This window comes from Streptomyces rectiviolaceus, from assembly GCF_039533825.1.
In the GTDB taxonomy this organism is placed as follows: Bacteria; Actinomycetota; Actinomycetes; order Streptomycetales; family Streptomycetaceae; genus Streptomyces; species Streptomyces rectiviolaceus.
The window spans coordinates 27,073-52,492 of sequence record NZ_BAAAUG010000111.1; the positions used below are offsets into that span (position 1 = coordinate 27,073).

The 25,420-nt window shown below is 69.5% G+C and carries 19 protein-coding genes and 1 tRNA gene; 11 read left to right on the plus strand and 9 right to left on the minus strand.

Annotated features, from left to right (window positions below):
* Positions 1-80 precede the first annotated feature (80 nt).
* From ABD378_RS28090 to ABD378_RS28100, 3 genes are all read right to left on the minus strand, one after another.
* Positions 81-956, minus strand: a complete 876-nt coding sequence (locus ABD378_RS28090; protein ID WP_344525084.1) for a hypothetical protein — start codon at positions 954-956, stop codon at positions 81-83.
* 181 nt (positions 957-1,137) lie between these two features.
* A complete protein-coding gene (locus ABD378_RS28095) occupies positions 1,138-2,238 on the minus strand; it encodes a metallophosphoesterase (protein ID WP_425583869.1) in 1,101 nt (366 codons plus the stop codon).
* Between the two features lie 236 nt (positions 2,239-2,474).
* Positions 2,475-3,596, minus strand: a complete 1,122-nt coding sequence (locus ABD378_RS28100) for a LacI family DNA-binding transcriptional regulator (RefSeq protein ID WP_344525088.1) — start codon at positions 3,594-3,596, stop codon at positions 2,475-2,477.
* Between the two features lie 405 nt (positions 3,597-4,001).
* Here ABD378_RS28100 and hisC point away from each other — a divergent pair, with 405 nt between their 5' ends.
* The 6 genes from hisC (at position 4,002) to ABD378_RS28130 (ending at position 14,497) form a co-directional block, all read left to right on the plus strand.
* Entirely contained in the window at positions 4,002-5,081 is a 1,080-nt protein-coding gene (hisC, locus tag ABD378_RS28105) for a histidinol-phosphate transaminase (protein ID WP_344525090.1), read from the plus strand.
* Between the two features lie 273 nt (positions 5,082-5,354).
* Entirely contained in the window at positions 5,355-6,893 is a 1,539-nt protein-coding gene (locus tag ABD378_RS28110) for a cytochrome ubiquinol oxidase subunit I (protein ID WP_344525092.1), read from the plus strand.
* A 14-nt stretch (positions 6,894-6,907) separates the two neighbouring features.
* Complete coding sequence (cydB, locus tag ABD378_RS28115; protein WP_344525094.1) at positions 6,908-7,912, plus strand: cytochrome d ubiquinol oxidase subunit II; 1,005 nt, start codon at positions 6,908-6,910, stop codon at positions 7,910-7,912.
* Between the two features lie 55 nt (positions 7,913-7,967).
* On the plus strand, positions 7,968-11,495 hold the full coding sequence (cydD, locus tag ABD378_RS28120) for a thiol reductant ABC exporter subunit CydD (protein ID WP_344525096.1): 3,528 nt from the start codon (positions 7,968-7,970) through the stop codon (positions 11,493-11,495).
* Between the two features lie 75 nt (positions 11,496-11,570).
* Positions 11,571-13,307, plus strand: a complete 1,737-nt coding sequence (locus ABD378_RS28125) for a GAF domain-containing sensor histidine kinase (RefSeq protein ID WP_344525098.1) — start codon at positions 11,571-11,573, stop codon at positions 13,305-13,307.
* 149 nt (positions 13,308-13,456) lie between these two features.
* Positions 13,457-14,497: a murein hydrolase activator EnvC family protein gene (locus ABD378_RS28130; protein WP_344525100.1), complete on the plus strand. Its 1,041-nt coding sequence runs from the start codon at positions 13,457-13,459 to the stop codon at positions 14,495-14,497.
* Here ABD378_RS28130 and ABD378_RS28135 read toward each other — a convergent pair.
* From ABD378_RS28135 to ABD378_RS28160, 6 genes are all read right to left on the minus strand, one after another.
* On the minus strand, positions 14,494-15,387 hold the full coding sequence (locus tag ABD378_RS28135; protein ID WP_344525102.1) for a Cof-type HAD-IIB family hydrolase: 894 nt from the start codon (positions 15,385-15,387) through the stop codon (positions 14,494-14,496). The genes ABD378_RS28130 and ABD378_RS28135 overlap by 4 nt on opposite strands.
* A gap of 61 nt (positions 15,388-15,448) precedes the next feature.
* Complete coding sequence (locus ABD378_RS28140; RefSeq protein ID WP_344525104.1) at positions 15,449-16,372, minus strand: LLM class flavin-dependent oxidoreductase; 924 nt, start codon at positions 16,370-16,372, stop codon at positions 15,449-15,451.
* A 288-nt stretch (positions 16,373-16,660) separates the two neighbouring features.
* Positions 16,661-17,614: a MerR family transcriptional regulator gene (locus ABD378_RS28145; RefSeq protein WP_344525143.1), complete on the minus strand. Its 954-nt coding sequence runs from the start codon at positions 17,612-17,614 to the stop codon at positions 16,661-16,663.
* Between the two features lie 59 nt (positions 17,615-17,673).
* Positions 17,674-18,606 carry a metal-dependent hydrolase gene (locus tag ABD378_RS28150; protein ID WP_344525106.1) on the minus strand — a complete coding sequence of 311 codons (933 nt, stop codon included), beginning with the start codon at positions 18,604-18,606 and terminating at the stop codon, positions 17,674-17,676.
* Positions 18,603-20,384, minus strand: coding sequence for an SDR family oxidoreductase (locus ABD378_RS28155; RefSeq protein WP_344525108.1), 1,782 nt, complete (start codon positions 20,382-20,384; stop codon positions 18,603-18,605). The genes ABD378_RS28150 and ABD378_RS28155 overlap by 4 nt, the downstream gene beginning before the upstream one ends.
* On the minus strand, positions 20,381-21,232 hold the full coding sequence (locus ABD378_RS28160; RefSeq protein WP_344525110.1) for a M24 family metallopeptidase: 852 nt from the start codon (positions 21,230-21,232) through the stop codon (positions 20,381-20,383). Before ABD378_RS28160 ends, ABD378_RS28155 begins: the two co-directional genes overlap by 4 nt.
* Positions 21,233-21,481: 249 nt before the next feature.
* On the opposite strand from ABD378_RS28160, the gene ABD378_RS28165 reads away from it, so the two are divergent.
* The 5 genes from ABD378_RS28165 to ABD378_RS28185 all read left to right on the plus strand — a co-directional run bounded on the left by ABD378_RS28165 (position 21,482) and on the right by ABD378_RS28185 (position 25,364).
* On the plus strand, positions 21,482-22,504 hold the full coding sequence (locus ABD378_RS28165; RefSeq protein WP_344525112.1) for an ABC transporter ATP-binding protein: 1,023 nt from the start codon (positions 21,482-21,484) through the stop codon (positions 22,502-22,504).
* Positions 22,494-23,399 carry an ABC transporter permease gene (locus ABD378_RS28170; protein WP_344525114.1) on the plus strand — a complete coding sequence of 302 codons (906 nt, stop codon included), beginning with the start codon at positions 22,494-22,496 and terminating at the stop codon, positions 23,397-23,399. The genes ABD378_RS28165 and ABD378_RS28170 overlap by 11 nt, the downstream gene beginning before the upstream one ends.
* Positions 23,396-24,307, plus strand: coding sequence for an ABC transporter ATP-binding protein (locus tag ABD378_RS28175; RefSeq protein ID WP_249588953.1), 912 nt, complete (start codon positions 23,396-23,398; stop codon positions 24,305-24,307). The genes ABD378_RS28170 and ABD378_RS28175 overlap by 4 nt, the downstream gene beginning before the upstream one ends.
* Before the next feature lie 11 nt (positions 24,308-24,318).
* The gene (locus ABD378_RS28180; RefSeq protein ID WP_344525117.1) at positions 24,319-25,038 is read left to right on the plus strand and encodes an ABC transporter permease; all 720 of its coding nucleotides are present in this window, start codon (positions 24,319-24,321) and stop codon (positions 25,036-25,038) included.
* Positions 25,039-25,277: 239 nt separating this feature from the next.
* Positions 25,278-25,364 (plus strand) — tRNA-Ser (locus tag ABD378_RS28185).
* The last annotated feature ends 56 nt before the right edge of the window (positions 25,365-25,420 follow it).

Below are 25,420 nucleotides of genomic sequence, written 5' to 3' on the forward strand. Positions count from 1 at the left end.
TTGGCGCTACGGCGCGGCTCGAAGGTGCGGCGCGGCGCTTCGGGCGGACGGTCACGGCCGTCCGCCCGAAGCCGCGCGTACTACTCCGGCTTGTGGTCCGGTCCGCCGAAGTCCGGGCTCGAGAAGTCCGGGCTCGAGTAGCTCGGGCGCGGTCCCGCCGCCGGGCCGCCGTCCGGGCTGCTGAATCCCGGCCTGTTGTAGCCGAGTTGGGGCATGCGGCTGTGCGGGTCCGCCGACGGCGTACGCGCCGCGTGCGCCGCCCCCGGATCCGCGAGCGCCTCCCGGAGGAACGGCAGGACGCCGCGCTCCAGGAGTGCCTCGCCCCAGGCTTCCCTGGCGCGAACCACCTCCTCGTTCTGCTCGCCGTACAGCCCGGCCTGCAGCGAGGTGGAGCCGTTGCGCAGGGCGGTCAGGAGCAGACCGATCGCGGCGATCAGGATGGCCCCTGCGGTGAGCGCGCCGAACAGCCACCCCGCGGTGAGCAGGGTTTCCGCGAAGGCGGGCTCGGGGTTGAGCATCTTCAGGATGTAGCCGACGAGCAGGAAGATCGCGGCGGCCGCCCCGGCGAGGACCGGTGCGAGCACCGCGACGACGGCGATGGCCCCCGCCCCAGAAGCCTGGGTGGTGACCTCCCCCATCGTGGTGGCGAGACCGAGGCCGCCGGAGCCGGCTTCCGCCGAACCCTCGGAGCTCCGCTCCCGGATCGATGGTGCGGCAGATCCGCTTTCGCGCAGTTCTTCGCGGACCTTCACATAGTGCGTGTACTCGGTCGTGGCGGCGGCAGTGATCAGCGCAGTGGCGTTCAGAGCCATGGTGCGCAGCTGCTCGGGATTGAGCCGTTCGCCCACTGCGGCGAGATCAGGACGATTTGGTGCGGTGCGCAGCGCCTCATCGAGGATCCGCTCGTACTCGGGGCGGTCCTCATTGAGCAGGTGTGGAGCGCTGTTCATGTGCATCCCCCGATGCTCCGTAGGGCTTGGGGCTCGCATGGCTACGAGCCGTCGGGCAGAAACGGAGGGGAGCCTGCTACGGATAAGCCGATGGTAGAGCCGTGACGGCACGCGGTGACAGGGGGTTTCCAGAAATAGGCCCCTGGGCCAGCGTGATCGTGTAGGGGTGCACCTGCCCAGCGAACGCTCAGTTATCCAGGGGAAGTTGGCAGACCAGCAGCTTTCCGGCCATGGTCACGCCGCCGTCCATGGCGATGGCAAGGCCGCCTGCGTAGATGTGCGGTCCCTCGATGACGGGACCGCCGCCGTCCGAGTCGTCCTCGGAGCCGACGTCGCCGAGCAGATACGGGATGGGGCTGTGGCCATGCACGACGCGGTGGCCGCCGTACATGTCGAGGAGTTCACGTACGGCGGAGGGGCCCGACTCGTCGCGGAAGGCGAAGCGCTTGGTGAACTTCCGGAAGAGGTCCCAGCATTCGTCGGCGTCGTTGCGCGTGAGGGTCTCGCGGACCGTGTCGTTCACGGCTTCGATCGAGTCGCCGTAATCCAGATAGGCGGTTGTGTCGGAGTGCATCAGGAGATGCCCGTCCTCCGCCTCGATCGCGTCGAGGCGGGCCATCCACTGCAGATGGTGGTCTTCGAGGCGCTCCATGTCGGTCTTCTGGCCGCCGTTCAGGAGCCAGGCTGCCTGGAAGGTGGCCGTTCCGGCACCCGAGTTGACCGGGGTGTCGCCGAACCGCTTCGCGCCGAGCAGGAGCAGCTCGTGGTTGCCCATCAGGGCCTTGCAGTAGCCGCCCGCGGCCGCCGCCTGCGCGGACAGGCGCATCACGAGGTCGATGACGCCGATGCCGTCCGGGCCGCGGTCGGTGAAGTCGCCGAGGAACCACAGGCGTGCGTTGCCCGCGGACCAGTCGCCATCGGCGTCGATGAGGCCCTGCTCCTGGAGCGCCGCGAGCAGCTCGTCGAGATAGCCGTGCACGTCGCCCACCACGAACAGCGGGCCGTGCTCGTCGGACGCCGGCGCCTGTGGAGGCTCGGGCATGGCCTGCACCTCCACTTGCACGGTGTCACCGCGGTTGATCACGGGCAGGTCGCGCTGGGTGGGGGTGTAGCCCTCGTCCGGCGTTCCGGGGATGTCCCCCGAGACGCCCGGACCCGCCACACCCGCCGAACCCCCCTGGACCGGACCGGTCTCATGGACGTACGCCGGAACGCGGAAGTCGCGCAACGTCGCCGTCCGCACATCGGGTCCCTGACCGGCCCCCTGAGTCATCGACCCCTCCACCACCATTGCGCCGCATCTGCACCGAGATCGGACTGCCTGGTCGCAGCGGCCCGCGGTGTCGTCCGCCCATCATAGGAATGCGGCTCGCGCTGTGTGGTGCACCAGGGGTGGTGAATCAGTGCTGAACCCCAGTTCACCGAGGTTTTCTCCCGAATTGGGTAGGGGTTTCCCCACAGATCACCACGGGGCCGTGCCGGGCAGTGCCGGTTGACGGGGGTTCTCCCCGCCGAGCGGCCCGCTCAACCGGGTCCGGCCGAGCGGGGTGGGCTGACCGTCGTACGCGGTGGACGTCGCTCGGACGAGGTGCGCACGATCAGCTCCGTCGGTATCACCTGCTCGACGGGCCGGCCCGAATCCAGGCCTTCGATGGCGTCGATCAGGAGCTGGACCACGGCCGTGCCGATGCGCCGCGGTTTGAGCGAGAGCGTGGTGATGGGCGGTTCGGTGCTGGCGTAGACCGTGGACTCGCTGCAGCACACGAGCAGCAGGTCGTCCGGCACCCGCAGCCCGTAACGGCGGGCGGCCGCGAGGAGGTCGGTGCCGTTCGGGTCGAAGAGGCCGTAGACGGCGTCGGGCCGGTCCGGTCTGGCGAGCAGCCGGTCGGCCGCGACCGCGCCGGCACAAGGGTCGTGGGCCGGGTAGGACTCGTACACCGGGTCCTGTCCGACGCGCTCGCACCAGCGCAGATAGGCGGTCGTGGACAGGTGGGTGTACGTGTCCGTGGTGGTCCCTGTGAGCAGCCCGATCCGGCGGGCTCCGGCCGCCGCGAGGTGATCGAGGATCTCGAGGACCGCCGCCTCATGGTCGTTGTCGACCCAGGCGGTGACCGGGAGGGACCCGGCCGGGCGGCCGTCGGACACCACGGGTAGGCCCTGGCGGACCAGCTCGCTGACGACGGGATCGTGGTCGGACGGATCGACGACGACGGTGCCGTCGAGCGCGACGTTCGACCACACGTCGACCGGGCTGCGCCGGGAGGTGGCGGGCAGGATGACAAGGGCGTAGCCGCGGGCCAGCGCGGCCGAGGTCGCGGCTCTGGCCATCTCCGCGAAGTACGCGAATTCGGTGAAGGTGAAAGGTTCATCCCCGTAGGTCGTCACGGTCAGGCCGATCAGGCCCGACTTGCCGGTACGGAGCGTTCGGGCCGCCGCGGAGGGGCGATACCCCAGCCGTTCGGCGACCTCTCGGACATGGCGTCGGGTGGCGTCCGGGAGCCGCCCCTTGCCGTTGAGGGCGTCGGACACTGTCGTGATGGAGACACCGGCGGCGGCGGCGACGTCTCTGATGCCCGCTCGGCTCTGCCGGTTGCCCCGGCGGGCGGTCTCCGCTCGGCTCACCTGGTGGTTCCCTGCTGCTGTCATGGCGAGCCGATAGTAGGGCTCATGGGGGTGGGTAGTGCGGACGCATATTCACTCGTTGACAGGCACGTTTCTGCATGGCGTAACTGGGTCAACGACCTTGGATTGCAAGGGAGTTGGGGGGCTCTGGGGCGGACGGTCCCTTGTCGTCGCGCACAGGCCTGCCAAATGAGCGATGTTTCGAAGAGGTCTCAACTCACCTTCACGGGTGATGCGCGCCACGGAGTGAGCCACCGGCGCGTTCCACGGCGGGTAGCGCTCCCCCCTCTTTGCGCGCCCGGCGGAGCTCGTCGGCGCTTGTCTGAGGCGGATACCCCTGACCCATTCGCAGCAGAGCTGAATCCTCATAAGGTGAGGAGTATTGAAGTCAGGTGTTCAGGTGTGCAGGTGTTCAAGAGGAGGACTGCGGTGAGCGAGACGAGCCCGAGGCTGCGTGCCGAGCTGGAGGGTATCCCCACCTACAAGCCGGGGAAGCCCGCCGCGGCCGATGGGCCGGCGGCCTACAAGCTGTCCTCGAACGAGAACCCCTACCCGCCTCTGCCGGGCGTCATGGAGAGCGTGCTCGCCGCCGCGGGTGCGTTCAACCGCTACCCGGACATGGCGTGCACCGGCCTGATGAGCGAGCTCGCCGACCGCTTCGGGGTGCCGGTGTCGCACGTGGCGACGGGCACCGGTTCCGTCGGCGTCGCCCAGCAGCTGCTTCAGGCCACGTCGGGCCCGGGGGACGAGGTCATCTACGCCTGGCGGTCCTTCGAGGCGTACCCGATCATCACGCAGGTGAGCGGTGCCACGTCGGTGAAGGTGCCGCTGACGTCGGGGGACGTCCACGACCTGGACGCGATGGCCGACGCCATTACCGACCGGACGCGGCTGATCTTCGTCTGCAACCCGAACAACCCGACCGGCACGGTGGTGCGCAGGGCCGAGCTCGAGCGGTTCCTGGACCGGGTGCCGAGCGATGTCCTGGTGGTGCTCGACGAGGCCTACCGCGAGTTCATCCGTGATGTCGAGGTGCCGGACGGCGTCGAGCTCTACCGCGACCGTCCGAACGTCGCCGTGCTGCGTACGTTCTCCAAGGCGTACGGCCTCGCGGGCCTGCGCGTGGGCTTCGCGATCGCCCACGAGCCGGTGGCGGCCGCGCTGCGCAAGACGGCGGTGCCCTTCGGGGTGAGCCAGCTCGCGCAGGACGCGGCGGTGGCCTCGCTGCGGGCCGAGGACGAACTGATGGGCCGCGTCGGCTCGTTGGTCGGCGAGCGCACACGGGTGGTCGAGACGCTGCGCGGGCAGGGCTGGACGGTGCCCGAGACGCAGGCGAACTTCGTGTGGCTGCGGCTCGGGGAGCGTACGACCGACTTCGCTGCGGCGTGCGAGAAGGCCGGCGTGGTCGTACGGCCGTTCGCGGGCGAGGGGATGCGGGTCACGATCGGGGAGACCGAGGCCAACGACATCTTCCTGCAGGCGGCGGCGGCGTTCCGCAAGGAGCTGTAGGTCAGCAGGTCTGTAGGTCTGTAGGTCTGTAGGGCTGTAGACAGCGGTGTGACGACGAGGGGCCGGGGACGTTGTCCTCGGCCCCTTCGCCGTGTCCGTGTCCGTGTGAGGTTCCCGTCAGTAAGGGGGGACCCCCTGTTGGTGCTCGGAAGCGGTACGACATAATGCTTGTGAATGTGAACGCGTTCACAAGCGTGTCCTGGTTGATCCCCAGGTCAGTGGGATTAAAAGGGCAAACTGCCGATGTGATCACGGCCGTAAGGAGAAGTCGACGTGGATCTGGCTCTGGCGCCCGAGACATTGGCGCGATGGCAGTTCGGCATCACCACCGTCTATCACTTCCTGTTCGTCCCTCTGACGATCTCCTTGGCCGCCCTCACGGCGATCCTGGAGACGGCCTGGGTGCGCACGGGCAAGGAGCACTACCTCAGGGCGACCAAGTTCTGGGGAAAGCTGTTCCTGATCAACATCGCGATGGGTGTCGTCACCGGCATCGTCCAGGAGTTCCAGTTCGGCATGAACTGGTCCGACTACTCGCGCTTCGTCGGTGACGTCTTCGGGGCGCCGCTCGCCTTCGAGGCGCTCATCGCCTTCTTCTTCGAGTCGACCTTCATCGGCCTGTGGATCTTCGGCTGGGACAAGCTCCCGAAGAAGCTGCACTGCGCCACGATCTGGATCGTCTCCGCCGGAACCATCGCGTCGGCGTACTTCATCATCGCGGCCAACGCCTTCATGCAGCACCCGGTCGGCTACAAGATCGTGGAGCGGGACGGCACCAAGCGCGCGGAGCTCACCGACTTCTCGAAGGTGCTCTTCCAGGAGACGACGCTGGTCAACTTCTTCCACGTCATCTCGGCCGCCGTCCTGGTCGGCGGCGCCTTCATGACCGGCATCGCGATCTTCCACCTGCGCAAGAAGCAGCACATCCGCACCATGCGGATGTCGATGCGGCTCGGCCTGGTCACCGCGTTCGTCGGCACCCTGCTCACCGTGGTCAGCGCCGACACCCTCGGCAAGGTCATGTACGAGCAGCAGCCGATGAAGATGTCGGCCGCCGAGGCCCTGTGGGAGTCGGAGAAGCCGGCGCCGTTCTCGCTCTTCGCGTACGGCGATGTGTCCAAGGGGCACAACGACGTGGCCATCGAGATCCCCGGGATACTGTCCTTCCTCGCCAAGAACAACTTCAGCGCCGAGATTCCCGGCATCAACGACCTCAACAAGGAGGCGCAGGAGAAGTTCGGGCCCGGTGACTACCGACCCAACATCCCCACCGCCTACTGGTCCTACCGCTGGATGATCGGCTTCGGCGGGGTCTCGATGGCCCTGTGCACCGCCGGACTCTGGCTCACGCGCAAGAAGTTCTGGCTCGCGCCGGAGCACCGCACGGGCGCGGACGACGTGCCGAAGCTCATGCTCACCAAGAACAAGGAGCTGACGCCGAAGCTCGGCAACTGGTGGTGGCGGCTCTCCCAGTGGACGCTGATCTTCCCTCTCATCGGCACCGCCTGGGGCTGGATCTTCACCGAGACCGGGCGTCAGCCCTGGGTGGTCTACGGCGTCCTGAAGACCAGGGACGCGGTCTCGCCGGGGGTCTCGCAGGGCGAGGTGATCACCTCGCTGGTCGTGTTCACCGCGATCTACGCGATCCTCGCAGTGATCGAGGTGAAGCTGCTGCTCAAGTACATCAAGCAGGGCCCGCCCGAGCTCACCGAGGCCGACCTCAATCCGCCCACCAAGATCGGCGGTCCGGGAGCCGGATCGGGCTCGGACAGTGACGAAGACGCCGACCGGCCCATGGCCTTCTCGTACTGAGGGAGTTGATCGACATGGAACTTCACGACGTCTGGTTCGTGCTGATCGCAGTCCTGTGGATCGGCTACTTCTTCCTGGAGGGCTTCGACTTCGGGATCGGCATTCTCACCAAGCTGCTCGCCCGTGACAGGACCGAGAAGCGGGTGCTCATCAACACCATCGGTCCCGTCTGGGACGGCAACGAGGTGTGGCTGCTCACGGCAGGTGGCGCGACCTTCGCCGCCTTCCCCGAGTGGTACGCGACGCTCTTCTCCGGCTTCTACCTACCGCTCCTGATCATCCTGCTCTGCCTGATCGTGCGCGGTGTCGCCTTCGAGTACCGGGCGAAGCGGCCCGAGGAGAAGTGGCAGCGCAACTGGGAACAGGCGATCTTCTGGACCTCGCTGATCCCGGCGGTGATGTGGGGCGTGGCCTTCGCCAACATCACGCGCGGCGTGAAGATCGACGCCCACAAGGAGTACGTGGGCAACTTCTGGGACCTCCTGAACCCGTACGCGATCCTGGGCGGCCTGGTCACCCTGGCGCTGTTCACCTTCCACGGCGCGGTCTTCGCCTCGCTCAAGACGGTGGGGGACATCCGGGTGCGGGCGCGGAAGCTGGCGCTCGGGCTCGGCCTGGCGGCCGCTGTCCTGGCGCTCGGGTTCCTGCTCTGGACGCAGGCGGACAACGGCGACGGCAAGAGCCTGGTCGCGATGATCGTGGCCGTGGTCGCGCTGGGCGGCGCCATCGGGGCGATCAAGATGGGGCGCGAGGGCTGGTCCTTCGCGCTGTCGGGCATCACGATCGCGGCGGCTTTCGCGATGATCTTCCTGACGCTCTTCCCGAACGTCATGCCGTCGTCGCTGAACGAGGAGTGGAACCTCACGGTCACCAACGCCTCGTCGAGTCCCTACACCCTGAAGATCATGACCTGGTGCGCCGGCATCGCGACGCCGATCGTGCTGCTCTACCAGTCGTGGACCTACTGGGTGTTCCGCAAGCGGATCGGGACGCAGCACATCGCGGATTCCGCGCACTGAGTTCTTCGCCCGCTGATCTCCTCGGTCGCTGATCTCTTCGGAGGGTGTGTTTCACGTGAAACCAATCGACCCGCGTCTGCTCCGGTACGCCCGTGCCACTCGGTTCTTCCTGGCCGCGGTGGTGGTCCTCGGCGTCGCCGGGGCGGGCTTGGTCGTCGCCCAGGCGATGCTCATCGCCGAGATCGTGGTCGGTGCCTTCCAGAAGGGGCTCGCCCTCGGTGACCTGGGGACGCCGCTCGTCCTGCTCGCGGTGGTCGCGGCGGGGCGGGCACTGGTCGCCTGGCTGACCGAGCTCGCAGCCCATCGGGCGAGTGCGGCGGTGAAGTCGGAGCTGCGGGGGCGGCTGCTCGACCGGGCGGGGCAGTTGGGTCCCGGCTGGCTGAGCGGCCAGCGGACGGGCTCGCTCGTCTCGCTGGCCACGCGGGGCGTGGACGCCCTGGACGACTACTTCTCGCGCTATCTGCCGCAGTTGGGGCTCGCGGTGGTGGTGCCGGTGGCGGTGCTCGCGAGGATCGTCACCGAGGACTGGGTGTCGGCGGCGATCATCGTCGTCACCCTGCCGTTGATCCCGGTCTTCATGATCTTGATCGGCATGGCGACACAGAGCCGGATGGACCGTCAGTGGCGGCTCCTCTCCCGCCTTTCGGGGCACTTCCTGGACGTGGTGGCGGGGCTGCCGACCCTGAAGGTGTTCGGGCGCGCGAAGGCGCAGGCCGAGTCGATTCGGCAGATCACGGGCGAGTACCGGCAGGCGACGATGCGGACGTTGCGCATCGCTTTCCTGTCGTCGTTCGCGCTCGAACTCCTCGCGACGCTGTCCGTGGCGCTGGTCGCGGTGACGATCGGCATGCGGCTCGTCCACGGCGACATGGATCTTTACGTGGGTCTGGTGATCCTGATCCTCGCGCCCGAGGCCTATCTGCCGCTGCGTCAGGTCGGTGCGCAGTACCACGCGGCAGCGGAGGGGCTCTCCGCGGCCGAGGAGATCTTCGAGGTCCTGGAGGCTCCGGTGCGGGCCGCCGGGGAGGCGGCGGCGCCTTCGGGGACGCTGAGCGTGGAGGGCGTGACGGTCCGGTATCCGGGGCGGGCCTCGGACGCGGTCTCCGGGGTGTCGTTCGCCGTGGAGCCCGGCGAGACCGTGGCTCTGGTCGGGCCCAGCGGGGTGGGCAAGTCGACCCTCCTGGACGTGATCCTCGGGTTCGTCGAGCCTGCCGAGGGGCGGGTGTGCGTCGGGGGCGTCGACCTTTCCGAGGTCGCGCCGGAGCGGTGGCGGGAGCGGATCGCCTGGGTGCCGCAGCGGCCGCACTTGTACGCGGGGTCCATCGCGGAGAACGTGCGGCTCGCGCGGCCGGACGCGGACGATGCTTCCGTGCGGGACGCGTTGACGGCGGCGGGGGCCTGGGACTTCGTCTCCGCGCTGCCGGGCGGTGTGCGGACGCTGCTCGGGGAGGACGGGGCAGGACTGTCCGCCGGGCAGCGGCAGCGGCTCGCTCTGGCGCGGGCGTTCCTGGCCGACCGGCCTGTGGTGCTGCTCGACGAGCCGACCGCGGCTCTGGACGGGGAGACCGAGGAGGGGGTCGTCGAGGCGGTCCGGCGGTTGGCCGTGGGGCGGACCGTGCTGCTGGTCGTGCATCGGCCCGCGTTGCTCGGGGTCGCCGACAGGGTCGTACGGCTGGACGCCCACGCTGACGAGGTCCAGCTCCCTGGGTACGCCGTAAAGGTGCCGGGGCCCGCGGGGGCGGTGGTGCGTGGCGCCGCTGCCGACGATTCACTCGGTGGCCCGGTCGTGCCGGGCGAGCGCCTGGATGAGTACGAGACGTCCCACCCGAAGGGCGGGGTTCTGGCCCGGGTGCGGGGCGCCGCACAGGCACGGAAGGGCAAGCTCGCGCTCGCCCTCCTGCTGGGCGCTCTCGCGATCGGCAGCTCCGTAGGGCTGATGGCCACTTCGGGGTGGCTGATCAGCCGGGCGTCCGAGCAGCCTCCGGTGATGTACCTGATGGTCGCCGTGACGGCGACCCGCGCCTTCGGCATGGGCCGCGCCGTCTTCCGCTACGCGGAGCGCCTCGTCTCGCACGACGCCGTCCTGCGCATGCTGGCCGACACCCGCGTGGCCGTCTACCGGCGCCTGGAGCGCCTCGCCCCGGCCGGGCTCAGGAAGACCCGCCGCGGCGACCTCCTCTCCCGCCTGGTCGCCGATGTGGACGCCCTGCAGGACTACTGGCTGCGCTGGCTCCTGCCCGCGTCGGCCGCCGCCGCGGTGGGCGCCGGAGCCGTCGGCTTCACCGCCTGGCTGCTGCCCGAGGCGGGCGCGGTCCTCGCCGTCGGCCTGCTCCTCGCCGGAGTGGGCGTACCGCTCCTCTCCGGAGCCGTCGCCCGCCGCGCGGAGCGGAAGCTGGCCCCCGCGCGCGGGGTGCTCGCCACCCGCGTGGCCGATCTCCTCAGCGGCACCGCCGAGTTGACGGTCGCCGGCGCGCTGACGCGGCGTACGGCCAAGGCGAAGGAAGCCGATGCCGAGCTGACCCGGATCGCGTCCAGGACCGCCACGGCCACCGCGCTCGGCGACGGACTCGGCGCGCTCGCCTCCGGCCTCACCGTGGCCGCCGCCGCTCTCGTCGGCGTACAGGCGGTGCATGACGGGCGCCTCAGCGGCGTCGCGCTCGCCGTCGTCGTCCTCACCCCGCTCGCCGCCTTCGAGGCGGTCCTCGGTCTGCCGCTCGCCGTGCAGTACCGCCAGCGCGTCAGGAAGAGCGCCGAGCGGGTCTACGAGGTCCTCGACGCCCCCGAACCCGTACCCGAGCCCGCTGTCCCCGCACAGCGCCCGCAGACGGCCTTCCCGCTCCGTGTCGAGGGGCTGCACGCCCGGCACGAGGGGCAGGACAGGGACGCGCTCGCGGGCGTCAGCCTGACGCTGGAGCGCGGACGCCGCGTCGCGGTGGTCGGCGCGTCGGGCTCCGGCAAGACGACGCTCGCCCAGGTGCTGCTGCGCTTCCTGGGAGCGAGCGAGGGAACGTACAGCCTGGGCGGCACGGACGCGGCCACGCTGGACGGCGACACCGTGCGCGAACTCGTCGGGCTCTGCGCGCAGGACGCGCACATCTTCGACAGCTCCGTACGCGAGAACCTGCTCATCGCACGGAAGGGCGCAGGCGACGACGAACTGCGCCGCGCCCTCACGCGGGCCCGGCTCCAGGAGTGGACCGACTCGCTCCCCGAAGGGCTCGACACCCCGGTCGGCGAGCACGGTGCCCGTCTCTCCGGAGGCCAGCGGCAGCGCATCGCCCTGGCCCGCGCGCTGCTCGCCGACTTCCCCGTCCTCGTCCTGGACGAGCCGGCCGAACACCTCGACCTGCCGACCGCCGACGCCCTCACGGACGATCTGCTCGCCGCCACCGAGGGGCGTACGACGCTGCTCATCACGCACCGGCTCGCCGGGCTCGACGCGGTGGACGAGGTGATCGTTCTGGACGCGGGCCAGGTGGTGCAGCGCGGTGCGTACGCGGACCTCGTGGTGGTGGACGGGCCGCTGCGGCGCATGCTGGAGCGGGAACGGGCGGCGGACCTGCTGATGACGGCCGCCGGGTAGGCGTGTGTGGTTTCCCGCCCGCTGGGCTCAGGCCCCGACTTTCCTCGCCAAATAGGACTAACTACTCTCAAAGGCATGTCAGCCCCCTCGGCCTCCGCCGCCTCTCCGCAACCCGACGGCACATCGGACCCGGTCGAGGTGGCGAAGAAGGCGACCCGCGGCCTCCAGGGGCTCTCCCCCGAGCTGACGGCGCGCGTGCCACAGCTGCTGGAGGCGATGCGCTCCGTAGGTGCCGGGCTGGAACTGCACACCACGCTGGACCGCATCTGCGAGACGGCGGCCGAGCTCGCGGACGCCCACTACGCGGCGATCGGCGTCGTCTCCGAAGACGGCAAGGGGCTCTCCGACTTCGTCTACTTCGGCATCGGCGAGGAAACCGCTGAGCGGATCGGGCGCCTGCCCGACGGACACAAGGGGCTGCTCGGCGCCCTCATCCACCAGCCGGAGACCCTGCGTCTCGCGGACCTGTCGGCCGACCCGCGCTCGTGCGGCTTCCCGGCGCATCACCCGCCGATGCGGACCTTCCTCGGCGTCCCCATCCGCGTTCAGGGCGAGATCTTCGGCAACCTCTATCTGACCGAGAAGCGGGGCGGCGCCGAATTCAACGAGTACGACGTGCACATGGTCCGCGTGCTCGCGACGGAGGCAGGCATCGCCATCGGCAACGCGCGCCTCTACGAAGCCGCCACGCAGCGCGAACGCTGGATCGACGGCTCCGTGGCGGTCACCACGGCGCTGCTCTCGGGGAGCGACGCGGAGGAGGCGCTCGCCGTCGTGGCCGAACAGGCCCGCCATCTCGCCGACTCGGCCGCCGGGATCGTGCTCCTGCCCGACGACGAGGGCGGCATGGAGATCGTCGCCGTCTCCTCGGACGAACCCTCCGGGATGCTCGGCGTGGTCATCCCGCCGGAGAGCCGGATCATCACCGATCTGCTCGCCGGGGACTCCGTGTTCCTCGACGACGCGGCCACGGATCCGCGCGTGATGACCGATCTCGCCCGCGGCTACGGCCCCGTCATGATGCTGCCGTTGCAGAGCGACGGCCGCGTCATGGGGACGCTCGTCACGCCACGCGCGCGTGGCGCACGGCCGTTCACCGAGACCGAGCGGACCCTCGCCACCCAGTTCGCCTCGCAGGCCGCCCTCGCGCTGATGATGGCCGAGGCGCAGCGCGACCGCGAACGGCTCGCGGTGTACGAGGACCGCGACCGGATCGCACGGGACCTGCACGACCTCGTTATCCAGCGCCTGTTCGCCACCGGGATGATGCTGGAGAGCGCCCAGCGCAGGTCCGTCGTGCCCGAGGTGCAGACGGGTGTGGGCAAGGCCGTCGACGAGCTGGACGTGACGATCCAGGAGATCCGTACGGCGATCTTCGCCCTGCAGCAGGGCCCGGCCGAGGCTCCTTCCGGGCTGCGTACGCGGGTCCTTCGCGAGATCAACATGGCCGCGGTGCCCCTCGGCTTCAAGCCCTCGCACCACTTCGTCGGGCCCGTCGACACGATGGTCGGCGAGCTCACCGGCAAGAACCTCATCGCGGCGCTGCGCGAGGCGCTGTCCAACGCGTTCCGGCACGCGCGGGCCGACCGCATCGACGTCGTCGTGGACGGGACGGTGTCCCTCCCCGACGGGCAGCGGGGCGTACGCCTGACGGTCTCGGACGACGGGGTCGGCATCGCGGAGGGCGGCCGGCGCAGCGGCCTGAAGAACCTCAAGAGGCGTGCGGAGTCGCTCGGCGGCGACAGTTGGTACGGGGCCGGCATCGGGGAGGACGGTGGCGGTACGACGGTGGTGTGGCAGGCGCCGTACTGAACCGGCCTCTACGGGGCGGGCGTTAATGAACCGGCCTCCCCGGGGAGCCCTGTTCGGCCGTACGGCAGTGGGCTGTTCGGGGCATCAGGTGCCCCGGGTGTACGAATCGGGCAGGCCCCGGTGACGGCCGCAGGGCAACGATCCGTGCCATGCGCTTGAGCCACCGCGGTCCTCACCACCCGCTCTTCACCGTGTCGGTACTGCTGTGCGCGCTCCTGTGCCCCACGCCCGCCGATGCCTCGGAAGCGCCGGACACGAGCGCTGAAGTGGCGCGCCTCTACGAGGAGGCCTCCGCGGCGACGGTGCGCTACGAAGAGGGCCGGCGCGCGGCGGAAGTGCAACGCGCGAAGGTCCAGGAACTGGGCCGACTCCTCACCCAGGAGCAGCACGCGGTCGATGTGCTGCACGCGGACCTCGGCCGGATGGCCAGCGCCCAGTACCGCAGCGGTGGTGGCCTGTCCCGGACCGCCCAACTCCTGCTCGCCGACAGCCCGGAAGAGCTGATGCGCGGTCAGCGGCTGCTGGGGCAGGCGGATCTCGCCGTCACCCACGCCGTCAGCAAGACCCAGCGCGCCGCGGCCAGGCTCGCGGACGCCAAGCGCACGGCGGACCGCGCCAAGACCACCCTGGACCGGCGCAACGCGCGCCTCGCGAGGCTGAGGCGCGGGATCGAGAGCAAGCTGGAGTCGGCGCAGTGGACCCTGCAGGGCGAGGCCGACCGGTCCGTCGCGGCCGGGCAGTGCAGGGGCGCCGTACGCCTGGATCAGCCGAGAACGGACTCCACGCGCGCGTGGGTGCCGCCCGTGGAGACGTACGAACTGTCGGCGGGCTTCGACAGCGCCGGTGCGCGCTGGTCGGGTCGGCACACCGGGCAGGACTTCGCGGTCGGCATCGGGGCTCCGGTGCAGGCGGTCGGCGCGGGCCGGGTGGTGTCCGTGTCGTGCGGGGGAGGCTTCGGCATCGAGGTCGTGGTGGAGCACGAGGGCGGCTACTACACGCAGTACGCGCATCTGGCCGCCGTCACCGTCGACCAGGGCGAACGCGTGGACCCCGGGCAGTGGCTCGGGCAGGCGGGCACGACCGGCAACTCGACCGGGCCGCACCTGCACTTCGAGGTGCGGCTCACGCCGCATCTGGGGTCCGCGGTGGATCCCGGAACGTGGCTGGCCGAGCGGGGAGTGCAGCTCTAGGGCTGGTCGTCCCGCTGCTCGCCCAGGATCTGCTCGATGACGATCGCGACGCCGTCCTCGTTGTTGGCGACCGTGTGCCCCGAAGCCGCGGCGAGCACGTCCGGGTGCGCGTTGCCCATCGCGTACGACGTGCCCGCCCAGGTGAGCATCTCGATGTCGTTCGGCATGTCCCCGAAGGCGACGACCTCCGCGGGCGTGATGCCGCGCTCGGCGCAGCACAGCTCCAGGGTGCTGGCCTTGGAGACGCCGGGGCCGCTGATCTCGAGCAGTGCGCTCGGGCTCGAGCGGGTGATCTCGACCTGGCCGCGCACGGCCGCGCGGGCCATGACGAGGAAGTCGTCGGGCGCGATCTCGGGGTGGAAGGCGAGGACCTTGAGGATGGGCTGGGTCGCGTTGTCGGAGTCCTCGGCGAGGAGTTTCTCCGCGGGGGCGATGCTCTCCCCGGGCTCCAGGTGCAGGGGCGGGTACGTCGGTTCGTGGTGCAGTCCGCCGGTCCGCTCGATCGCGAAGGACGTGCCGGGGGCCGCCGCGCGCAGCAGGCGGACGACGTCCAGCGCGTCCTCGCGCCGCAGCTCCCGCACCTTCACGAAGCGATGGCCGCCCGAGCCGTCGTGCAGGTCGACCACGGCGGCGCCGTTGCCGCAGATGGCGAGGCCGTGGCCGTGGACGTGCTCGCTGACGACGTCCATCCAGCGGGCCGGGCGGCCGGTCACGAAGAAGACCTCGATCCCGGCCCGCTCGGCGGCCGCGAGCGCGGCGACGGTGCGGTCGGACACGGACTTGTCGTCACGCAGCAGAGTGCCGTCCAGGTCCGTGGCGATCAGCCGGGCCTTGGGCCGGTGGGGGACGGAGGCGGCCGGGGTCATGGGCCGTGGGGTAGCTGAGGTCACGCCACCGATTGTCCCGCACTTGCGTGCACGGGCGTGCGGTGGGGCGCACATCTGAGTGCCCTCATGCCCCTGCTGTGCTGCCTCCCAACTGGACCAGAGCCTCCGTGGCGATGCGCTCGAAGACCTTCTCGTCGGCCGCGAAATCCGTCCCCGGCAGCGGCCAGTGCAGAACGATCTCGTTGAAGCCCAGCTCAGCGTGGTTGCCGGCGAAGTCCACGAAGGCGTCGAAGGAGTCCAGGGGGCGGTCCGGGGTGAAACCGGTGAGCAGGACCTTGTCGAGCTCGGCGACGTCGCGGCCGATCGCGTCGCAGGCCGTGGCCAGCTTCTCGGCCTGGCCGCGGATGGCTTGAAGTGACTGCTGCGGGGTGCCGTTCTCGAAGAGCTTCGGGTCGCCCGTGGTCACCCACGCCTGCCCGTGGCGCGCGGCGAGCTTCAGGCCGCGCGGTCCGGTGGCGGCCACCGCGAAGGGCAGCCGGGGGCGCTGGACGCAGCCAGGGATGTTCCGCACCTCGGATGCCGAGTAGTGCTCGCCCTCGTACGAAACGACGTCTTCGGTAAGAAGGCGGTCGAGCAGCGGCAGGAACTCGCCGAAGTGGTCCGCTCGCGCGCGCGGGGTCCAGGGCTCCTCGCCGGTCTTGAGCAGCGCGGTGGCGTCGAAGCCGTTGCCGCCCGCGCCGATGCCGAGGGTGATCCGGCCGTCGGACACATCGTCCAGCGTGATCAGGTCCTTGGCGAGGGTCACCGGGTGCCGGAAGTTCGGCGAGGTGACCAGGGTGCCCAGGCGCAGCCGGTCGGTGGCCGCCGCGGCGGCGGTCAGGGTCGGCACCGCGCCGAACCAGGGGCCGTCGCGGAAGGTCCGCCAGGAGAGGTGGTCATAGGTGTACGCGGTGTGGAAGCCCAGCTCCTCGGCCCGCTGCCAACGCTCCTTGCCGCCCTCGTGCCAGCGGCGGACAGGCAGGATCACGGTGCTCAGACGCAAACTCATGTATCAGAGCGTATGCCCCGCGGGACGGTCCGGCTTTCAGCGGAACCTGCTGCTCAGCCAGGGGGTGAGGACGATCACGGGGATGTACTCCTTGTGCGTCTTGTCGTCGTCGTTGTTGGAGGGGGGTTCTCTATTCATCCATTCAGCCTCGCTCCGAAGCGTTCTCCCCGCACTTGATTTTCGTCCACCGACTTTTCATCCACCACTTTTCGTCCACAGGTTTGATCCACAGCCAAGTCCAGTTATCCACAGGGGAATTGGCGATTCTGTGGACAACACACAAGCTATTTAGGCTGTTTGGTCAACAGATCCACTATTACGGTCACTTGCGGCAAGTGCGTCCAATGTCCTGGCCTGTACTTCCCGTTCGGTGGCCGCGGAGATGAACGCGGCCGCGTTCTCCCGGCCAACGAGCCCTTCTACGGCCTGCATTGTCGAAGCCGGGAGCGCCACGGGGAACGGCTCATTCGTACGTTGGGCCGGTTGCCCCGACGCGAGGTGCTGCTGGAGGTGCCGGGTGGCGAACAGGCGCATGGCGCGAGCAAGTTCGGCGTCGACAGACTGCTGGGCGAGCGGCCTCAGGCGCCGGACGAGAGCGGCAGCCTCCGCCGCGTCCGCCTCGCTCGGCGGGTGATGGCCGAGATAACGCGCGAAGACGTGCTCGGTCGTGAACTCCAGGAAACGGGAGGCTATGTGCTCGACCTGCCCCCTTAACTCCCTCAGGTGGCCCGAGATTGCGGACAGTGGAACACCGGCGGCATGCAACTCCACTGCGACCGCCAGCTCTTGAGGGCTTGGCACCAGGAATTCGTCGTCCCGGCCCGGCATGGGCTCAAGGACGCCGAGCGCGATCGCGTCGGCCACCGCCGCCTCGTCCGGCTCGCCGCCGAACGCAGCGTCAAGCTCCGCCCGGGTCATCCGGTCGGCCTTCTCGTCCGTCCATGGTCCTTCGACCTCGGCGGCGAGCCCCAGGACGCCGCCGAGCCCCCGGCCCGCGTCCCAGGCCTCGAGCAACTCCTTGATGGAGGCCAGGGTGTAGCCCCTGTCGAGCAGATCGGCGATCTGTCTCAACCGGGCCAGATGCGCGTCGCCGTACACATTGGCCCGGCCGCGCCGCTCCGGCCGGGGGAGCAGGCCGCGGTCCTGGTAGGCACGGATCGTGCGGACCGTGGCGCCGCTGTGGTGCGCCAGGTCCTCGATGCGGTACTCCACCGGCCTGTGCCCGCTGCCGTGGTGATCCACCGGCCTCTGTGCCGCGCCCGACTGCTCGTCCACGCTCCCCGCCTCCGTAAACCCTCGTGCTAGGCGATGGCCGCTCGGCCGACCGCAGCGGCCGCGGCCCGTGCCGCGGGTGACTCCGCCAGATATGCGACGGCCCTGCGCAGCGAGCCTTCCTGCGAGGGATGGTACGACCGCCGCAGATAGCGGGGTATGGCCGTACCGAGCTCCCGCCACGTGGGCAGCAGACCTTTCCTCACCGCCTTGTTGTGCTCGGCCAGGGAGTAGCGAAGGCGCCCCGCGAGCTCAGGGTCCCTGCGCATCAGATAGGCGGTGCCCCAGACCCACAGGTACAGCATCACGGGCGCGGTGACCGTCATGCCCGCGATGCGGCGGGCATAGCGGGGCAGTCCTTCGCCGCCGCAGTGCTGGTACATGTCGAAGGCGACCGAGCGGTGCTCGACCTCCTCCGCGCCGTGCCAGCGCAGCAGGTCGAGCATGACCTCGTCGGCGTCCGCGTGGTCCAGGCCCTCGGCGTGCAGCACCCAGTTCCCCAGGACCGCCGTGAACTGCTCGATCGCCGCGACGACCGCGAGACGGAAGCGCAGCCACTCCTGCGTCGGTATCGGAGCCCCCAACGGCGGCTTCTCACCGAGGAGTTTCTCGAAGAGGAGGTCGACGTACTTGGTGAACTCGGCGGTGTCGAGCCGCTGCGCCGCCAGGTGGTCGAGCACGTGCGCATGCTGAACGCTGTGCGTGGCCTCCTGGCCCATGAACCCCTTGACGTCCTTGAGCAGCACCGGATCGGTGACCAGGGGCAGGCCTTCCTTGAAGACCCTCACGAACCACCGCTCCCCCGCCGGGAGAAGCAGATGCAGCACGTTGATGACGTGGGTGGCGGTGGGCTCGTCCGGTATCCAGTGCAGCGGGGTCCGTTCCCAGTCGAACGAGACCCGGCGCGGAACGATCGTGTAGTGCTCCTCGGTGTTCGTGTCGGTGCTTTTCTCCGTGCTCACAGCGGCGGCTCCAATCGGGCTATCGCACGCAGGGCCTTGGGCGTGAAGCGGGACATGAGGTGGGCGCCGCGGGCCTCCGGGGTGACCGGCACGACGGCCTGGTTCTTGACGACCGCGCGCAGGATCGCGTCCGCGACCTTCTCCGGCGGGTAGTTCCGCAGGCCGTACAGGCGCGAGGTCTTCTTCTGGCGGCGCTTCTCCTCTTCGGCATCGACCCCGGTGAAGTGCGTGGTCGCCGTGATGTTCGTGTTCACGAAGCCCGGGCATATCGCGGAGACCCCGATGCCCTGGCCCGCCAGCTCCGCGCGCAGGCACTCGCTGAGCATCAGGACCGCCGCCTTGGACGTGCTGTAGGCGGGCAGGGCCTTGGAGGGCTGATACGCCGCCGCGGAAGCGGTGTTGACGATGTGGCCGCCCTGGCCGCGCTCGGCCATCTGCTTGCCGAAGAGCCGGCAGCCGTGGATCACGCCCCACAGATTGACGTCGAGGACCTTCTTCCAGTCCTCGGCGCTCGTGTCGAGGAACGAGCCGGAGAGGCCGATGCCCGCGTTGTTCACCAGGACATCGACGATGCCGTACTCCCTGGCGACCTTCTCGGCTAGCTTCTCCATGGCCTGCTCGTCGGCGACGTCGACCGTCTCGCCCCAGGCCTGGGGGGCGCCGATCAGGCGGGACATCTCCGCCGTGCGCGCCGCGCCCTCCGCGTCCCGGTCGACGGCCACGACGCGCGCGCCCGCCTCGGCGAACGCGAAGGCGGTGGCCCGGCCGATGCCGCTGCCCGCGCCTGTGACCAGGACCAGCTGGCCGCCGAAGCGATCGGCGTGCTTCCCCGTGGCCACACTGTCGTTGGTGGGCACGCCGTCCTCGTTCGTCGTGACGAAGTCGGTGATCCATGCGGCCAGTTGATCGGGCCGGGTGCGGGGCACCCAGTGCTTGGCGGGGATGCTGCGGCGCACCAATTCCGGAGCCCACAGCTCCAGTTCGTCGTAGAGCCGCTCCGACAGGAAGATGTCGCCGGACGGCGTGATGAGCTGCACGGGCGCGTGCGCGTAGGCGTCGGCGCGGGGCCTGCGCAGCCGCGCGCGGACGTTGTCGCGGTAGAGCCACGCTCCGTGCGCGGCGTCCGACGGCAGTGACGCCGTCGGGTAGTCGCCCGCCGGCACCTTCTCCACGCGCTCGAGGATCTTCGGCCACCGCTTGCCGAGCGGTCCACGCCAGGCGAGCTCGGGGAGCACCGGCGTGTGCAGCATGTACACGTACCAGGACTTGGCGCCCTGGCCGAGGAGCTGGCCGACCTTGCGCGGTGTGGGCCGGGTCATCCGCTTCTTGATCCAGTGCCCGAAGTGGTCGAGCGAGGGCCCCGACATCGAGGTGAAGGACGCGATGCGCCCCTCGGTGCGCTTGACCGTGACGAACTCCCAGGCCTGCACCGAACCCCAGTCGTGCCCGACCAGATGCACCGGCTTGTCCGGGCTCACCGCATCGGCGACGGCCACGAAGTCATCGGTCAGCTTCTCCAGCGTGAAGCCGCCGCGCAGTGGCTGCGGAGCCGTCGACCTGCCATGGCCGCGCACGTCGTAGAGCACGACGTGGAAGCGGTCGGCGAGACGCTCGGCGACCTGTGACCACACTTCCTTGGAGTCCGGATAACCGTGCACGAGCAGGACCGTGGGCTGCGTCGGGTCGCCGAGCTCGGCGACGCACAGCTCCACTCCACCCGTACGCACCCAGCGCTCGCGGGCGTCCTTGATCCCCTTGGTGTTTCCTTCCGTGGTCATGCGGCGGCCCTCTCCTCAGCCCAGCGCCGCACATGCGGCAGATCGTCATCCAGCCAGAACGCGCTCTGCTCGGGATCCTTGGAGTCGGTGACGACCAGGATCTCCTCGAACTTCGCGCCCGTACCCCTGAATCCGAGGTGCGGTTCGACCGCCCAGAGCCCCGGCTGGGGCGGGTGGTCGGAGAATTTGTACGGCGACCACAGCGGGGACCAGCCGTCCCGGTGGCCGTGGAGGGCGTCGCTCGCCAGGCCCTTGAGGGACTGGGTGCCGAAGCCGAAGACATGCGGCGACCGGCGGCGCTCCTTGACCCGGTCGATCTTGTGCGCGATGACGCCGAAGGGATACGCGCGATGGCGGTTGGCGTAGCCCTGGCGGACCATGAGCCGGTCCACGTCCTCATAGATCTCGCGCAGCGGGCGGCGCTCACGCACCTCGCGCAGCAGCAGCTCGCGGTGCGCCTCCAGGTCGGCGAGCAGCTTGTCGTGCACGGGATTGAGCCCGAGGCAGCCCGAGTAGCCGATGTCCGCCGTGTATCCCTTGTGGACCGGAGCCATGTCGAGGATGAAGGGCATCCCCGGCTCAAGCCGGCGGTTGGTGGGGAAGAACTGCAGGGGTATGCGGAAGTTCACGAACGCCGTGCGGTCCCCGAACCAGGCGTAGGGCAGGTGGAACCAGTCCCGCACACCCCGCTCACGCAGCCACTCGCGCTGCATCCGCGCCGCCTCGCGCTCGGTCACACCCGGCTTGAGCTGCGCCGCGACCGCCTCCGCGCATTCATACGCGAGGGTCTGCACTTCCCTGAACCCCCGCAGTTCCGCGGAGAGTTCACCTGCCACTGCTGAGGTCATGCCACCGTCCGTCCCGTGTCCGGTCCATCGCAGTACGCGTCCGTAACTTGACACTGATGAATGTGACAATGCTCAGCGGCTACGTCAATAGGTGTGCGTGAGCCGGGCCCGACTCCGGGGGAACCTGCGGGGTATCCCCCAGGGGGCGACCTCCGGACGACCCTTACGGGCCCGTAATACCCGAGAGTGACGCGAGGACAGGACCCTGGTCTGACGCTTGATGTGGCCTGCGCCACTACCTTCGAAAACGTGACTGTGATCGCGACCGAAAGCCTGAGCAAGCGGTTCCCGAGGGTGACCGCGCTTGACCGGCTCTCCATGGACATCGGGCCCGGTGTAACCGGACTCGTCGGAGCCAATGGAGCCGGCAAGTCCACTCTGATCAAGATCCTGCTGGGTCTGTCCCCCGCCACGGAGGGCACCGCTGCTGTGCTCGGCCTCGACGTCGCCACCAGCGGCGGCCAGATCCGTGAGCGCGTCGGCTATATGCCCGAGCACGACTGCCTGCCGCCCGATGTGTCGGCCACCGAATTCGTCGTCCACATGGCGCGCATGTCGGGGCTGCCCCCGACGGCGGCCCGTGAGCGCACCGCGGACACCCTGCGGCACGTCGGCCTGTACGAGGAGCGGTACCGCCCCATCGGGGGTTACTCGACGGGGATGAAGCAGCGCGTGAAGCTCGCGCAGGCCCTCGTCCACGACCCCGACCTGGTCTTCCTGGACGAGCCGACCAACGGCCTCGATCCTGTGGGCCGTGACGAGATGCTGGGCCTCATTCGTCGCGTCCACACGGACTTCGGCATCTCCGTCCTGGTCACCTCGCACCTGCTCGGCGAACTGGAGCGCACCTGCGACCACGTCGTCGTCATCGACGGCGGCAAGCTCCTGCGGTCCAGCTCCACCACCGACTTCACCCAGACCACCACGACGCTGGCCGTCGAGGTGACGGACACCGACGAACACCCCGACGGCACAAGGGTGTTCCGCGAGGCACTGCGGGGACGCGGGGTCTCCACCCACGAGGGAAGCGGCCTGCCCGGCGCGGGGCACACCGTGCTGCTCGAAGCGGACGGCGACGAGACATACGACCTGGTCCGCGACCTCGTCGCGGACCTCGGACTCGGCCTGGTCCGGATGGAACAGCGCAGGCACCACATCGCCGAGGTGTTCCAGTCCGAGCAGACGGAGCAGACCGAGAAGTCCGATCGGCCCGGACAGTCTCAGCAGTCCGACCAGGAAGCGCGGAAGGAGGCGGTCCGTCATGGCGGTTGAGCAGCCCCCGGCACACGCCGGTGAACAGACCCGGATCCACAACATCGGCTATCGCAACTACGACGGCCCGCGCCTGGGCCGCGCCTACGCCCGTCGCTCGCTCTTCTCACAGAGCCTGCGCGGGGCGTACGGCCTCGGCCGCTCGGCCAAGTCCAAGGTCCTCCCCATGATCCTCTTCGCGGTGATGTGCGTCCCCGCCGCGATCATGGTGGCGGTCGCCGTGACCACCAAGGCGAACGACCTCCCCCTCGACTACACCCGCTACGCGATCGTGCTGCAGGCCGTCATCAGTCTCTACCTCGCCGCCCAGGCCCCCCAGACGGTCTCGCGCGACCTGCGCTTCAAGACCGTTCCCCTCTACTTCTCCCGCCCCATCGAGCACAGCGACTACGTACGCGCCAAGTTCGCGGCGATGGCCTCGGCCCTCTTCGTCCTCACGGCCGCACCGCTCCTCGTCCTCTACGTAGGGGCGCTGCTCGCCAAGCTCGACTTCGCGGACCAGACGAAGGGCTTCGCCCAGGGGCTCGTCTCCGTGGCGCTGCTCTCGCTCCTCTTCTCCGGCATCGCGCTCGTCATCTCGGCGATCACGCCCCGCCGCGGCTTCGGGATCGCCGCCGTCATCGCCGTACTGACCATCAGCTACGGCGCGGTGTCCACGGTCCAGGCCATCGCCTACGAACAGGGCAGCACCGACGCCATCGCCTGGCTCGGCCTCTTCTCGCCGATCACGCTCATCGACGGCGTACAGACCGCCTTCCTCGGCGCGACCTCCGCCTTCCCCGGCGGGGAAGGCCCCTCGTCCGGCACGGGCGTGGTCTACGTGATCGTCGTCCTCGCCCTCATCGCGGGCTGCTACGGCGCGATGATGCGCCGCTACCGAAAGGTCGGGCTGTGAGCACCATCAACATCGACCACACCAGCCGCTGGTTCGGGAACGTGGTGGCGGTCAACGACATCACGATGAACGTAGGCCCGGGTGTCACCGGCCTCCTCGGCCCGAACGGGGCGGGCAAGTCCACCCTCATCAACATGATGGGCGGCTTCCTCGCCCCCTCCACCGGCAGCGTCACCCTCGACGCCAAGCCGATCTGGCGCAACGAACAGATCTACAAGGACATCGGCATCGTCCCCGAGCGCGAGGCGATGTACGACTTCCTCACCGGACGCGAATTCGTCGTCGCCAACGCCGAGTTGCACGGCCTGGACGAGCGGGCAGCCCACAAGGCCCTCGCCACGGTCGAGATGGAGTACGCGCAGGACCGCAAGATCTCGACGTACAGCAAGGGCATGCGCCAGCGCGTGAAGATGGCGTCCGCCCTCGTCCACGAACCGTCGGTGCTGCTGCTCGACGAACCGTTCAACGGCATGGACCCCCGCCAGCGCATGCAGCTGATGGACCTGCTTCGGCGCATGGGGGACGAGGGCCGCACGGTCCTGTTCTCCTCGCACATCCTCGAAGAGGTCGAGCAACTCGCCTCGCACATCGAGGTGATCGTGGCCGGACGGCACGCGGCGAGCGGCGACTTCCGCAAGATCCGCCGCCTGATGACCGACCGCCCGCACCGCTACCTGGTGCGTTCCAGCGACGACCGCGCCCTGGCCGCCGCCCTGATCGCAGACCCGTCGACGGCAGGAATCGAAGTCGACCTCAAGGAAGGCGCCCTGCGCATCCAAGCCATCGACTTCGGGCGCTTCACCGCCCTGTTGCCACGCATCGCCCGCGATCACGACATCCGGCTCCTCACGGTCTCGCCATCGGACGAGTCCCTCGAGTCGGTCTTTTCCTATCTCGTCGCGGCCTGAAGGGAGCCATCGTGTACGACCCCACTGTCGCCCGGCTCACCTACCGGGCCCTGCTCGGCCGCCGCCGGGCTCTGATCCTCTTCGCCCTGCCCGTCCTGCTGATCGTCATCTCCGCCGCGGTCCGCGGATTCAGCGGCGCCGACGACCAGGTCGCCGTCGACCTCCTCGGCGGCTTCGCGCTCGCCACGATGGTGCCGATCATCGGCGTCATCGCGGGCACCGGAGCCATCGGCCCGGAGATCGACGACGGCTCCGTCGTCTATCTCCTCTCCAAGCCGGTCAAGCGCCCCACGATCATCATCACCAAGCTCACCGTCGCCATCGCCGTGACCATGGCGTTCTCAGCGATCCCGACCTTCATCGCGGGCATGATCCTGAACGGCAACGGCCAGCAGATCGCGGTGGCCTACACCATCGCCGCCCTGGTCGCCTCGATCGCGTACGCCGCGCTCTTCCTGCTCCTGGGCACCATCACCCGGCACGCGGTGATCTTCGGGCTCGTCTACGCCCTCGTGTGGGAAGCGCTCTTCGGGTCGCTGGTCTCAGGGGCGCGCACCCTCAGCGTCCAGCAGTGGTCGCTCGCCGTCGCCCAGAAGACCGCGGGCGGCGACCTGGTCACCTCGGACGTCGGACTGCCGGTCGCCACGGTGCTCCTTGTCGGCGTCACGGTCCTCGCCACCTGGTACGCGGGACAGAAGCTGCGGTCGCTGACGCTGGCCGGGGAGGAGTGATTAATTCAGTGGCGGGCAAGTCGGGGCGCGGGCACAGTAGTTGTGTCACCGCGCCACGACCCTGGCGCCCGCTTACTGGGAGAGGAGCCGACGTGTCCATCAGTAGTCCGTCGAGTTCCCAGCAGGGCAGCCCGCGGCAGGCTTAGGAGTAGTTACTCACTCCGTAGAGCCCCGCCCACGGGGGAATTGCCCGGGGCGGCCGCTTCGAGCGCGCACTTCGCTGCGCGGGCCGCCCACCCGGAGGATTGGCCGAGTGGTAAGGCAGCGGCTTGCTAAGCCGTCGTCGGGACCGAAATCCCGCGCGCGTTCGATCCGCGCATCCTCCGCAAGACGTTGCACCGGGCCGAGGCCCGCCGACAGGCGGCCTCAGGCTCTCAGGCCC

Bases quoted from the DNA above. Each gene is read 5' to 3' on its own strand.
- ABD378_RS28090 (WP_344525084.1), bottom strand. From the start codon at position 956: ATGCACATGAACAGCGCTCCACACCTGCTCAATGAGGACCGCCCCGAG.
- ABD378_RS28100 (WP_344525088.1), bottom strand. From the start codon at position 3,596: ATGACAGCAGCAGGGAACCACCAGGTGAGCCGAGCGGAGACCGCCCGC.
- cydB (WP_344525094.1), top strand. From the start codon at position 6,908: ATGGAACTTCACGACGTCTGGTTCGTGCTGATCGCAGTCCTGTGGATC.
- ABD378_RS28125 (WP_344525098.1), top strand. From the start codon at position 11,571: ATGTCAGCCCCCTCGGCCTCCGCCGCCTCTCCGCAACCCGACGGCACA.
- ABD378_RS28130 (WP_344525100.1), top strand. From the start codon at position 13,457: ATGCGCTTGAGCCACCGCGGTCCTCACCACCCGCTCTTCACCGTGTCG.
- ABD378_RS28140 (WP_344525104.1), bottom strand. From the start codon at position 16,372: ATGAGTTTGCGTCTGAGCACCGTGATCCTGCCTGTCCGCCGCTGGCAC.
- ABD378_RS28155 (WP_344525108.1), bottom strand. From the start codon at position 20,384: ATGACCACGGAAGGAAACACCAAGGGGATCAAGGACGCCCGCGAGCGC.
- ABD378_RS28160 (WP_344525110.1), bottom strand. From the start codon at position 21,232: ATGACCTCAGCAGTGGCAGGTGAACTCTCCGCGGAACTGCGGGGGTTC.
- ABD378_RS28170 (WP_344525114.1), top strand. From the start codon at position 22,494: ATGGCGGTTGAGCAGCCCCCGGCACACGCCGGTGAACAGACCCGGATC.